The organism is Chitinophaga sp. 22308, assembly GCF_052045305.1.
Lineage (GTDB): Bacteria > Bacteroidota > Bacteroidia > Chitinophagales > Chitinophagaceae > Chitinophaga > Chitinophaga varians_A.
This window is the reverse complement of record NZ_JBQEOP010000008.1, coordinates 349,188-362,469: the sequence shown is the minus strand read 5'-3', so window position 1 is coordinate 362,469 and position 13,282 is coordinate 349,188. Positions and strand designations below refer to the sequence as shown.

The following is a 13,282-nucleotide window of genomic DNA, read 5'->3' as shown; positions in this document are numbered from 1 at the left end:
AAATCAGGGTTTATTAAAAAAACATTCCAATAACTGTATATGAATGAATTTATTTTCAGGAAGCATGAAAATGAGCCCGTTGCAACATTTATTACCCCAAAACGCAACATCTGCCACCCCTCATATTCCCCCACATTAACCAACTTTACAGCATTGTTCCACGCAAGATTTTTACCACGTTATGAAAAGGACGATAACTGTCGCCTGGCTTTTGCTTATGCTTGTTTACCACGTTTCGATGGCAGGCACGCCGTTTTATTTACAAACCAAAGATGGGGTCACCATATATACCGACCCCTCTTTTACAGGTACTTCCAACACCGTCCGGCTATATGTTATTAGCGATGATATCATCAGGGTAGTGGCCGCACCGGGAAAAGAACTGTCACCCGCGCCGAGCCTGATGACAGTGGACACCAAAAGACCGGTTCCCCAATGGAAGCTGACAGCTTCCGGTGAAACAGTCAGCCTGAAAACCAAAAACCTGACGGCAGTAGTGCAGCTGAAGACCGGCGCCGTCTCTTTCCTGGATGCCAAAGGTAAAAAAATACTGATGGAGAAACCTGCCGGCGGCAGGACTTTTCAACCCGCTATATTTGATGGCCGTTCATATTACCAGCTGACCCAACAGTTCGAGGGCACGGATGATGATGCCTGGTATGGCCTGGGACAACACCAGGACGGGGTATATAATTATAAAGGCCAGCAGGTCTCTTTTTTCCAGAACAACACCGAGGTGGCCATCCCTTTCCTCGTCTCCCCTAAAAATTATGGTATCCTGTGGGACAACTACTCGCTCACTACCGCAGGAGATATACGTCCGCTGCACCCGCTGTCCGACTTACAGCTTTTCTCCAAAAACGGGGAAGAAGGATGGCTCACGGCCGCTTATGCCAATGACGCCCGTAAGCCGCAGGAGGTAGTTGCTACCAGGGCGGAATCAGCTATTAATATGGAGTTTTTGGGAGATTCAAAAGTCGTGCTTCCGCAAGGGTTCACACCGGCCACCGGGGTGGCCTCATGGGAGGGAAGTGTGGCCAGTCACCTTTCCGGGCTGCATCAACTGCGGTTTACCTTCGGTGGCACGCTCAAAGTATGGCTCAACGGAAAACTGGTGCTGGACCATTGGCGCAAAGCCTGGAACCCGGCCCCGGCGCTGGTGCCTGTTCATCTTGAAAAAGGGGTGAAAGTGCCGGTAAAAATTGAATGGACGCCCGAAAGCCCGGAATCTTATCTGTCGCTGAAGTGGCAGGCGCCGTTGAGCAAGGAAGAGCAGCGCTGCGTTGGTTTCTCTTCGGAAGCCGGTCATCAGGTGGATTATTATTTCGTTTACGGTGCCAATATGGACGAAGTGATCGCTGGTTACCGCACACTCACCGGTAAAGCGCCGATCATGCCCAAATGGGCGATGGGCTTCTGGCAAAGCCGGGAACGCTACAAAACACAGGAGGAGATACTGACCACGGTGGACCAGTTCCGCAAAAAGAACATCCCGCTGGACAATATTGTGCTGGACTGGAGCTACTGGAAAGAAGCCGCCTGGGGAAGCCAGGAGTTTGACGCGGCCAGGTTCCCGTCACCTGACAGTATGATCGATGTGTTGCACAAAAAATACCATACACAGATCATGATATCGGTATGGCCCAAGTTTTATAAAGATATCCCCGCTTACCGGGAGTTTGATAAAAAAGGATGGCTCTATAAAAGAAATATAGCCGATGAACAACGGGACTGGATCGCTCAAGGTTACGTCTCTACGTTTTACGACGCTTTTAATGCAGATGCCCGTAAAGGTTTCTGGGACCTGATCAACGAAAAGCTGTATGCCAAAGGTATCGATGCCTGGTGGATGGATGCCAGTGAGCCGGATATCCTGTCCAATGTAAGCCCGGCTAAACGCAAACTGCAGATGACGCCCACCGCGCTGGGCCCCGCAGCGGAATACCTGAACGCCTATCCGCTGCAAAATGCCAAAGGTATTTATGAAGGACAACGGCAGACGGACCCTGATAAAAGGGTGTTCCTGCTGACCCGCTCCGGCTTCGGCGGCTCGCAGCGCTATGCCGCTGCCATCTGGAGCGGTGATATCGGCGCCACCTGGCGCGATATGAAAACACAGATCGCCGCTGGTATCAACTTCTCCCTGTCCGGCCTGCCTTACTGGACCATGGACATCGGCGGTTTCGTAGTGCCGGCGAAATTTGAAAAGCCGGACGCGGAAAGCCTGGAAGAATGGCGGGAGCTGAACACCCGCTGGACACAGTTCGGCGCCTTTGTGCCGTTGTTCCGCACACACGGCCAGTTCCCCTACCGGGAAATTTTTAACGTCGCACCGGAAGACCATCCCGCCTACGAAAGTTTCCTGTACTACGATAAGCTCCGTTACCGGTTGCTGCCTTACAGCTATTCACTCGCCGGGGCAGCCTACCACAACGACTATACGATCATGCGCGGACTGGTCATGGACTTTGCCGGCGACACCGCCGTGCAGAACATCGGCGACCAGTTCATGTTCGGGCCTTCCTTGCTGGTGAACCCTGTTTACCAGTACAAACAACGCAACAGGGAAGTGTACCTGCCTGCAGGACAAGGTTGGTATGACCTGTACACCGGCGTCCGGAATGCCGGCGGAAAAAGGATCACCGCCGATGCGCCCTATGGCCGTATGCCGCTGTACGCAAAAGAAGGGGCCATTATTCCGATAGGGCCGGAACTGCAATACACGTCCGAAAAACCGGCAGACACCATTACGCTGTATGTCTATGCCGGTAAGAACGGCACTTTCCGCCTGTACGAAGATGATGGCAGTTCCTACAACTACGAGAAAGGACAGTATACCATTATCCCGATCGACTACAACGAAAGCACCCGGGAACTCACCATCGGCGAGCGTAAAGGGGCATTCAGCGGCATGTTGCAACAGCGCACTTTCCGGATCGTCCGGGTGAGCGCAACAGCGCCCAAACCGCTGGACCCTGGAGGGAAAGCCGATCAGGAAGTCCGTTACGAAGGGAAAAAATTGACGATCAGCATATAAGCACCGGTTTTATCTACTACCAAAATCCAAACGCCAGACTATTATGAAAAAAGCTCAAAAAAATACAGGACAGTTATTGCTGTATGCATGGCTGACTGTCATATTACTGATAAGCCATTCCGTTATCGCGCAAACGCACATGGTAACGGGCCGGGTCACTTCCGGCAAAACAGCCGCGTCAGTAGTGGGCGCTTCCGTAACCCTGAAAGGGTCCACCAAAGGTGCTGTTACGGACAACAGCGGTTTCTTTAAAATTGAAGCCGCTCCCGGCGCCGTACTGGTGGTGACTTCTGTTGGTTATGTGCCACAGGAGGCAAAAGTGACCGGCACAGAAATGAACCTGCAACTACAGGAATCCGTCGTTCAGATCGAAGACCTCGTTGTAATCGGTTACGGCGTGCAAAAGAAGAAACTCGTCACCGGCGCCAATCTGCAGGTGAGGGGCGATGATCTTCAAAAACAGAATACCACCAACGCCTTACAGGCTTTACAGGGACAGGCGCCGGGCGTACAGCTCACCAGCTATTCCGGTCAGCCCGGTTCGGCCATGAACGTGGTCATCCGCGGTAAAGGCACCGTGGGCAATTTTGCGCCCCTGTATATTGTTGATGGCGTACAGACCAGCGATATCACCTACCTCAATCCCGCTGATATCGCCTCCATCGATGTGCTGAAAGACGCCGCTTCCGCAGCGATCTACGGTTCTCAGGCGGCCAACGGCGTTATCCTCGTGACTACACGCACCGGCAAAGCCAATCAGAAAGCGCAGGTTACGCTGGATGTTTTCTACGGCCTGCAAAACGTGGCCCGCAAAGCGAAACTGCTCAACGCAAAAGAATATGCAGTGATCATGAATGAAGCGGCGGTCAACTCCGGCAAGGCGCCGTATTTCACCAACGATGTGATCAACAACTTGTCAGCCGGTACCAACTGGATGGACGAGATGTTTAAAAGCAACGTGCCTACCCAGAACTATGTGCTTGGCGTACAGGGCGGCAGCGCCGCTTCCGTATATTCGATGTCGTTAGGGTATACCAGCCAGGGCGGTATCGTGGGAGGCGCCAGTATCTCCAACCTGGAACGTTACACCTTCCGTATTAATTCGGAGCATAAATTATATAAAGACATCATCAAAGCAGGGGAGCACCTGACGTTCAACTACCAGAACACCTATGGTATCGGCGTAGGCAACCAGTATAACAACTCGCTGCGCGCAGCCTTTACCACCAGCCCCTTCCTGCCGATGTATGACAGCGACGGCAATTTCTTCGCCGCAGATAAAACCGGCTGGTATCCCGGAAAGCCTGACCAAGCCTGGAATAACGGCGAGTCCAATCCCTATGCGGTGATGTACTATTCCAACCAGAGCCGCAACAGCAGCCAGGGCCTCTTCGGTGATGTATACCTTCAGGCAGAACCCATCAAAGGGCTGAAGTTCCGCTCCAGCCTTGGGCTGAACTACTACGCCAACCAAAGCCATGGCTTCACGCCGGTGTATCATCTCTCTATCTATTCGTTCAACGATACCTCCAGGGTGACGCAGTCCATGGGCAGCGGTCAGACCATCCAGTTTGATAACTCCCTGAGCTATGATTTCACGCTTGGCAACGATCACAGCTTCAGCGTGATGGCAGGTACTTCGGCACTGAAAGCCACCGGTGTCAGCATGACAGGCAACAACCGTGATCTGCGCATCGCTGACATCTGGCATGCCTATCTTTCCGTGGCGCAGAACGTGACCAGAGGCGCACCGTACATGAGCCTGAGCGGCGGCCCGTTCACCAACTCGCTGGCGTCTTACTTCGGCAGGTTACAGTATAACTACAAAGAGAAGTATCTCCTGAATATGACCTTCCGTGCAGACGGTTCCTCCCGCTTTGCGCCGGACCACCGCTGGGGGTATTTCCCCTCCGTGTCTGCCGGTTGGGTAGTCAACAAAGAAGGATTTATGGAAGACGTGCACTGGCTGGACTTCTTCAAGCTGCGCGCTACCTGGGGCCAGGTGGGCAACCAGAACGTAGCGGCTTATCAGTACCTGTCACCCATTGCTTTCAATAATGCATCTTATATCTTCGGGCCAACGGAAGGCGTCAATACACAAGGCGCTTATCCCAGCCGGCTGGCCAATCCCAATGTGAAATGGGAGACATCGGAACAGACCAACATCGGCTTCGATGCATCACTGATGAAAAACCTCAGCGTTACGTTCGACTACTATATCAAAAAGACCAAGGACTGGCTGATCAGCGCGCCGATACTGGCCACTGCCGGCGCTGACGCACCGCTGATCAACGGCGGTGACGTAAGCAACACCGGTGTGGAACTGGCGCTTTCCTATCAGAACAGCATCGGGCACTCGTTCCATTATACAGTGGGTGTCAACGGCGCTTACAACAAAAACAAAATCGGTAACATCCCTACGAACGATCATATCATCCACGGCAATACCAATACGCTGTATGAAAATGCGCTCGAGTTTTACAGAGCGGCCAACGGACTGCCTATCGGATATTTCTGGGGACTGAAAACCGCAGGCATCTTCCAGACAGAAGCAGAAGTGAACGACTACAAAGGCAAAGCCGGCAAACCTATCCAGCCGGATGCCAAACCCGGTGATGTACGTTTCGTGGACCTCAACGGCGACGGCGTTATCGACGCCAATGACAAGACCATGATCGGCGACCCGAACCCGCACTTCACTTTTGGCTTTAACATAGCATTGGACTATAAAGGCTTCGACTTCCTCGTACAGGCTTCCGGCGTGTCAGGCAATAAAATCGTACAGTCATGGCGCAACCAGTCCAGCGCGCTGGGCAACTATTCCACGGCCATTCTAGACCGCTGGCACGGTCCCGGTTCGTCCAACACTATGCCGAGGGTAACGGAAGACAACCGCAACTGGACACAGTTCTCCGACCTGTACATCCATGACGGCAGCTTCCTGCGTATTAACACTATCACGCTGGGATATGATTTCTCCAAAATGATATCACGCAACTACACCGGGAAACTGCGTATATACGCTTCCGTGCTGAATGCCTTCACCTTTACCAAATACAACGGTATGGACCCTGAAATTGGCTACAATGAAGGATTCTCCACCGGTGTGGACATAGGGTATTACCCAAGGCCCAGGACCGTTATGATAGGCGCTAATCTTCGCTTCTAACCAAAATCAACCTGAAAGATGAAAAAGCTACGCATATATACACTGCTCTTCGCGCTGGCATCACTGGCCGCCTGCAGCAAAAGCTTCCTTGACACAGAAGATGTGACGACCGCCACAGAGCAGAACTTTTATAAGACGCCCAACGATGCGTTTAAGGCGCTGGTAGGCGTATACGACGGACTGCAGACCGTATGGAACGGCGGCGTTTCACTGCCGATAGCATCGGAAATATTGTCTGATAACGCTTTTGGCGGCACAGGCAATGCCGACGGATTCGGTTACCAGATGATCGACGAGTTTGACAAGCTCCGTTCTCCTTCCGATCAAAGTTTGTACGGTGACAACTGGAGCGCCTACTATAAAGCCATCTACCGGGCCAATATGCTGCTCACGCACCTGGACCAGGTGGAATGGAAAGGCAGCGAAAACCTGCGCCCGGTATATGAATCCGAAACAAGGTTCATCCGCGCTTATCTTTATTTTGATATGGTGAGACTGTGGGGAAATATCCCGCTGCTGGCCAAACCTACCACCGACAATCTGCCGCAGGCCAGTCCGGACAGCGTGTATAAACTCATTACGGACGACCTGGTGTTTGCGGCCAATAATCTCCCTGCCGTGAATTATTCCAGCCAGCCTGTCGCCACCCATGGAAGGGTGACAAAATGGGCGGCAGAAGCCCTGTTAGGCCGTGTGTATCTGTATTATACCGGTTATTATGGCAAGACAGACCTCGTGGGCACAGTATCCAAACAACAGGCGTTGTCCTATCTCGAAGACGTGGTGACCAACGGCGGGTTCGGGCTCGTGGAAAAATTCGGGAACCTGTGGCCGGCTGCGTCGCTCGATGACTATGCGGGAGAGGACAACAAAGAAACAGTGTTTGCCATTAAATACACTTATACCAGTGATTACAACGGTAACGCTGACGGTAACTACTGGATGGTAATGAATGGAATGCGCGGTCAGAGCGTTTTTCCCTATGGCATGGGATGGGGCGGAAGCCCTGTCGCGCCCCGGCTTTGGAATGCCTATGCGGCCAATGATACCAGGAGGAAAGCCACGATCATATCTATCGCAGATGAAGGGCTGGCTTTTACCAATAGTAAAGATCAGCGTGAGTATACCGGTTATTATATGAAGAAATACACGCCGTTGGTAGATAATGCGGGCAACAGCCTCGCCGTGAAAATGGGCGGTACCAACTTTATGATCGGGCAGTACCAGGACTACGTGTCTATCCGTTATGCCGACGTGTTGCTGATGGCCGCGGAACTGGGCTCCCCCAATGCGCAGCTGTATTTTGACAATGTGCGCAAACGTGCTTTCGGCGATAGTTTTGTACAGCTGCCGGTCAGCAAGGATAATATCATGAACGAAAGAAGATTGGAATTTGCCGGAGAAGGTATCCGTTACTGGGACCTGCTGCGCCAGGGCATTGCCACGGCAGCCGCTGCCATCGCGGAAACCACCACGGTGAAAAACGGCGATGTGAGCACGCCCAAAACGATACAGGCTGGTAAAATCACTGAAACACAAGGACTGTCACAAATTCCCTATTCCCAGGTGACCCTGTCTAATGGCGTACTGAAACAGAACGCCGGCTGGTGATCATCCAAAAAACACTTTTATGCATAAGCCTCTATACCTGAAAGCGGCGTTATTGCTGCTGTTGATATCAATATCCTGTAAAAAGAAAGAATACAGCCTGCCGGCATTGCCTGATAAAGCGGCGGTCAATATGGAAGTGAAACAGGACCTTACCGTTGATCCGGGCGGCAACACGTTGTACCTGATCAACCATACCAGTGAAATCATCCCGGTATGGGATTATGGCACCGGCAGGTCCAGCCGCCAGACAGACACTGTTCACTTTGCCTTCAAAGGTGATTATGTGGTCCGGCGGTCTGCACTTACCGGCGGCGGTATGGTGCAACTGGATGCTGTCACTATCCATGTGACCGCCGACAACCTGAACTACGTCAATGACCCTATGTGGAACGCATTAACCGGTGGTGTGGGGCAGGAGAGAACATGGGTGCTGGACATCAAGGCCACCGTGTTTGACGGCCCGCTCTTTTTCTACGGTACTGACAACGGCTGGGGAGGCGATTGTATGAAAACCGGCGGCGACTGCTGGTCATGGGCGCCTAAATACGCAGACAATGCCTGGCTGATGCCGGCCGGCGATTATGGTACCATGACGTTTAGCCTGAAGGGAGGTCCTTTCGTGAAAGTGGTACATACCCAGGTGCCTTCCAGGGGCACTGAAAGCGGAACTTTTTACCTGGACGTCAATACCAAAAAGCTCACGATGACGGATGCCACGCCTATCCACGATGCCGGCCGCGACGCCTGCGTGAGCGCATGGGGCAACATCCGGTTAATTTCACTGTCTGAAAAGTCCATGCAGCTGGGTGTCATACGGACCTCGTGCGACGGGCCCGCGCTCATGGTGTACAATTACGTTGCGCAACAACCATAATGCTGTTGACGGGTGTTTTGATATGATTGAATTTCGTTTGCCCGTAAACGTTGATATGATATTTTGTATAAACCCCTATTTGCAGGCAGCGGTCATTTTTATGGCCGCTGTTTCCTTTTTCAGTAAGATGAATAACGCAGCCACAACGATCAACTGTCTGTCTCTTTTTTACTGACAGCATATTGCGACGGTAATACCTTAAACTCTTCCTTAAAGAACTTTGAGAACTGTTTGGGATTATTGAATCCCACCTTATAGGCAATCTCGGCGACGGTCATACCGCTTTTCTCCAGCAGCTGCGCCGCGCGCTTCAGCCGGATGGAACGGATGAACTCCAGCGGGGATTTGCCGGTAAGCGCCAGTATTTTGCGGTACAGCGTTACCCGGTTCATATGCATGGCCGCACTGAAGTCTTCTACAGAAAAATCCGGGTTGTCCATTTGTTTTTCGATCACGTCCAGGGTGTTCTGTAAAAAGGTTTCATCTACCGAGGTGACGGTTATTTCTGCCGGGTTTACTTCAATCTGCTTCTGGAATCTTTTCTGTAATAGCTTCTGTTGGGCCAGCAGGTTTTTAATTCTGGAGTCCAGTATTTCAAAGGTAAAGGGCTTGGTGATATAATCGTTGGCGCCGGCTGAAAATGCCTGTAGCTGCCGGCCTTCATCGCCTACGGCGGTGAGCAGCACTACAGGGATATGCGCTGTGCCGGTTTCCGTTCTGATTTTTTTGACAAGATCGATACCATCTGATAAAGGCATCATGATATCACTGACAACCAGGTCTGGGTTGCATTGTTTTACTTTCTCCCAGCCTTCCAGTCCGTTCGTGGCTTCTTCAATATGATACTGTCCTCTGAGGTTGTCTTTCAGGTAAAAGCGCAGGTCTTCGTTGTCTTCCACCACGAGAATAGTTTTCATTTTACCGTTCTTCCGCATTTCTTCCGAGAGCATCTGTGCGGCATCTTCTTCTGTTACCAGTGGGGTAGTGCTGCGGATGCTGTGGTCATACATTTTCCTGGCGGGAATCCGTACCGTAAAACAGGTGCCTTTGCCCGGCGTGCTTTTTACGGAGATCATGCCCTGGTGGAGTTTGACGAACTCCCGGGTGATGGCCAGTCCTATCCCTGTGCCCTGGTTGGCCATATCTGCCGGCACTTCTGTCTGAAAGAAACGTTCAAAGATTTTCTGTTGCTGGTTGTCGGCAATGCCGATGCCGGTATCTTCCACTTCTATCACCAGCATGGCTTCGTTTTCGTTGCCGGATGGATCATACGCCAGGCGAAGGTCTACAGCGCCGCCGTCCGGCGTGTATTTGAAAGCGTTAGACAACAGGTTGAACAGGATCTTTTCAATTTTGTCTTTATCAAAATAAATCCCGAGGCTGTCGATAGCGGAAGAGAAATTAAACGTGATTTTCTTCTTTTCGGCGATGTCCGTAAAGGAGCGGCTGATATCGTGGATAAACTGTACAATGTCGCCCATGGCCAGGTGCAGCCGGATCGCCTGTACTTCCATTTTCCTGAAGTCCAGCAGCTGGTTGACGAGGTTCAGCAGCCTTTTGGCGTTACGGAGCACCAGTCCCAGTTGTTTTTGCTGGCCTTCATCAGGCGTGTTTTTGATGATGGTGTCCAGAGGGGAGATGATCAGGCTGAGCGGTGTGCGTAACTCGTGGCTTACGTTGGTGAAGAATTTTGTTTTGACCTGTTCTATCGCATGGGCCCTTTCGGCTTCGCGGCGCTGCTGTTCCACTTCGTACCGCATGTGTATCCTGTCCAAAGTAATGCGGCGGACCAGCAGCAGCAGGCCCGCGGCTGTCAGCAGGTATATCACAAAGGCGAAGGGCGTTCGCCAGAAAGGCGGTTCCACATGGATGTTCAATGATATGGGCTCGCTCCAGGAGCCGTCGCTGTTGAGCGCTTTGACTTTAAAAGTATAATGTCCCGGGTCCAGGTTGGTGTACGTGGCTTTGCGTTGATCACCGTCTGCATAAAGCCAGTCGGTATTAAACCCTTCCAGCGTGTAGGCGTACCGGTAGTGTGTCTTGTGGCCGTAGTCCAGCGACGCGAATTCGATGGAAAAAACATTTTCGCTGTATTTTAGATCAATGCCGGGGAGCTTAGACAGGGACTGTTCCAGCACCACGCGGCCATTGACGGTTTCTCCCGGTTTGATAGTGTTGTTCAGTATCTGCAGGCCGGTGAAGATCAGTTTGGCATGACTGGCCGGTTTTTGCGTCTGGCCGGTGTTGATGATATTGAAACCGGAAGGACCGCCGAAAACCAGTTCACCGGTGCTGGTTTTGAGTGCAGCATTGTCATTGAATTCCCGGTTCTGCAGGTTGTTGGATTCGTCATAACCGGCAACAGACAACGTAATGCAGTTGCCTTTCTGATGTGGCATGGCGCTGCAAAGGCCGCTGGGCGTGGAAAGCCAGAACCTTTGATGGTTGTCTTCCAGTACATTGAGGATGATATTGTCGGGGAATCCATCGGCCATGGTGAACAGCTCAAAGTCGCCGGTCTTCTCGTTGAAAAGGTTCAGTCCTTCATGGGTGCCTATCCATATTCTGCCTTTGCTGTCTTCCAGGAAGCAGAGCACGTTATTGCTGCTCAGGTTTTTCTTGCCGGTACCCTGGCGGTAGGTGGTAATTTGTTTCCTGTCGCGGGAAAAAACCATGATACCATAGGTGGTGCCGGTCCATAAATTGCCGTTGCGGTCTTCCATCAGGGCGGAGATGTAGTTGGACGACTGGTTGCCGGTCTTTTCCCGGTAGAAGTGCGTAAAGCGGCCGGTCTTCCTGTCGAGCAGGTCCAGCCCCGATCCCCAGGTGCCGACCCACAGGTTGTGGTGTCTGTCTTCATAAATTTCCCATACTTTATCATCAGCAAGGGAAGTGGTGTCTTGGTCACTATGGCGGTAGCGGGTGAATTTTTTACCATCGAAGCTGTTGAGCCCTCCGAAGTAGGTGCCTATCCAGAGTACGTTCTGATGGTCGAGCCACATGCTGACGATCACATTATTGCTGATGCTGTTAGGGTTAGCGGGATCGTGGAGGTATTGCCGGAAGGTATTGTTTTTTCTGTCGAAGTAAATAAGCCCGCCGCCGTTGGTGCCAATCCAGAGGTTACCTAGTTTGTCTTCCACGAAGCGGTTCACATCATCATAGGGAAGGCTTTTGCTGTCTGAGTCCTGGTGGTGGTAGTACGGGAACCGCAGGATATTGCTGTTCAGATAGTTCACCCCTTGTTTATAGGTGCCCAGCCAGAGGATGCCGTTGTTGTCTTTATACAGCGCGTTGATACTGTTCTGGCTCAGGCTCTGCGGGTTTTTGGGGTCGTTGAGCAGGTAGCTGGTATGAAAGCCGTTCTTTTTGTCAATTAACGCTACTCCGCCATGGTCGGTGGCTATCCATATGGTACCGTTGTTGTCCTGCACGATCTGGCTGACAAGGCTGGATTGCAGACGGGAGGGAGCGGAGTTTTCATTAAACGGTTTCACGGAATTGTCCTGCGGATGATAAAGAAAGGCACCGCCGGAGAAGCTCCACAGCCATATATCGCCGTCGCTGTCGATAAACAGGCTGGCGGGATTGTGTCCCTGGGCCTGTTGTTGCACGGCGGTGCTGGTGAGGACAGTTTTGCCGGAAGTGATGTCATACGCCAGTAGAATGCCGTTCTGGCGTAGTGCCCACAGTTTGCCGTCGGCTGATTCCTGCACGGCAATGATCTTCTCACCGGGGCCGGTTGTCATTTTTTTCGCCTGTTTGCCGGCATATAGCCATAAATCGCCGTTCTCATACAGGAACCAGTATCTTCCTCTAGGTCCTTTGGTGATATTGGAGGCATTCCCTTCGGGAAGCCCTAAAGATTTCAGATAGGCGTTGTAGTTAGTATTGAAACATTCCCTGTAAATGTCATAAACAGCGGGCCCGCCTTTTGTGGCCACCCACATTTTTTCATCCGGAAGTTCATATAGGGAAAGCACGTAGTTGTCTGTCAGCGAGGTGCTGTCGTTCTGCCGGTGACGTAGTACCTTACAGGTATAGCCGTCATACCGGTTCAGCCCCGACACGGTGCCAAACCAGAGATAACCTGCGGTGTCCTTCAGGATGGCTGTTACCTGGTTATGGGACAAACCGGAATAAATGTCCAGTTTGGAAAAGTTGTAAGGGGCCGTCTGGGTGAAAGCCTGAAAAGGTAGCGCCAACATGGCCATCAAAAGGAAAACGCGCATCATAACGTGTTGAACTTGGAATTTATGGTCGCAGCATAGGAACGCTATTGTGATATCCCGGCTTCTAAAATAAAATGCAGCGGCGACAGCTAATATTGACTAAAACTCTGCTAAAACGTATCCCCGGCTCAAAGCGGCCGACTGCCTGTAAATTAAAAATAATTGTAAAAAAGACAAATAATTTTTTTAAATTATCCGTTGACTGCTTCTCAGGTGCAATGTTATGAAGAAAAATAACGCCATCAAAAAAGAAGCAATTGCCGGTTAGGTAAACAAACTGCCTGACTTACATATATGCCTGATTCGTTAAGTGTGTTGCGTATTGGTGGCGGTAAATAATTGTCAGTTCCGGTTGCTGT

5 protein-coding genes are annotated in these 13,282 nt (G+C 51.6%); 4 read left to right on the top strand and 1 reads right to left on the bottom strand.

Annotated features, from left to right (window positions below; genetic code table 11):
• The first annotated feature begins 181 nt into the window (after nucleotides 1–181).
• Genes ACTJJS_RS29795 through ACTJJS_RS29780 form a run of 4 tightly spaced genes read left to right on the top strand, consistent with a single transcriptional unit; the run spans nucleotide 182 to nucleotide 8,691 of the window.
• Nucleotides 182–3,037 carry a TIM-barrel domain-containing protein gene (locus tag ACTJJS_RS29795; protein ID WP_440667319.1) on the top strand — a complete coding sequence of 952 codons (2,856 nt, stop codon included), beginning with the start codon at nucleotides 182–184 and terminating at the stop codon, nucleotides 3,035–3,037.
• 43 nt (nucleotides 3,038–3,080) lie between these two features.
• Entirely contained in the window at nucleotides 3,081–6,206 is a 3,126-nt protein-coding gene (locus ACTJJS_RS29790) for a SusC/RagA family TonB-linked outer membrane protein (protein WP_440667317.1), read from the top strand.
• An 18-nt stretch (nucleotides 6,207–6,224) separates the two neighbouring features.
• Nucleotides 6,225–7,817, top strand: coding sequence for a RagB/SusD family nutrient uptake outer membrane protein (locus tag ACTJJS_RS29785; protein ID WP_440667315.1), 1,593 nt, complete (start codon nucleotides 6,225–6,227; stop codon nucleotides 7,815–7,817).
• Nucleotides 7,818–7,836: 19 nt separating this feature from the next.
• Complete coding sequence (locus ACTJJS_RS29780; RefSeq protein ID WP_168873562.1) at nucleotides 7,837–8,691, top strand: hypothetical protein; 855 nt, start codon at nucleotides 7,837–7,839, stop codon at nucleotides 8,689–8,691.
• A 149-nt stretch (nucleotides 8,692–8,840) separates the two neighbouring features.
• Here ACTJJS_RS29780 and ACTJJS_RS29775 read toward each other — a convergent pair whose 3' ends face one another.
• Nucleotides 8,841–12,926: a hybrid sensor histidine kinase/response regulator transcription factor gene (locus ACTJJS_RS29775; protein ID WP_440667313.1), complete on the bottom strand. Its 4,086-nt coding sequence runs from the start codon at nucleotides 12,924–12,926 to the stop codon at nucleotides 8,841–8,843.
• Nucleotides 12,927–13,282 lie beyond the last annotated feature (356 nt).

Coding starts and splice junctions, on each gene's coding strand:
- ACTJJS_RS29780 (WP_168873562.1), top strand. CDS start 7,837: ATGCATAAGCCTCTATACCTGAAAGCGGCGTTATTGCTGCTGTTGATA.
- ACTJJS_RS29790 (WP_440667317.1), top strand. CDS start 3,081: ATGAAAAAAGCTCAAAAAAATACAGGACAGTTATTGCTGTATGCATGG.
- ACTJJS_RS29795 (WP_440667319.1), top strand. CDS start 182: ATGAAAAGGACGATAACTGTCGCCTGGCTTTTGCTTATGCTTGTTTAC.
- ACTJJS_RS29775 (WP_440667313.1), bottom strand. CDS start 12,926: ATGATGCGCGTTTTCCTTTTGATGGCCATGTTGGCGCTACCTTTTCAG.
- ACTJJS_RS29785 (WP_440667315.1), top strand. CDS start 6,225: ATGAAAAAGCTACGCATATATACACTGCTCTTCGCGCTGGCATCACTG.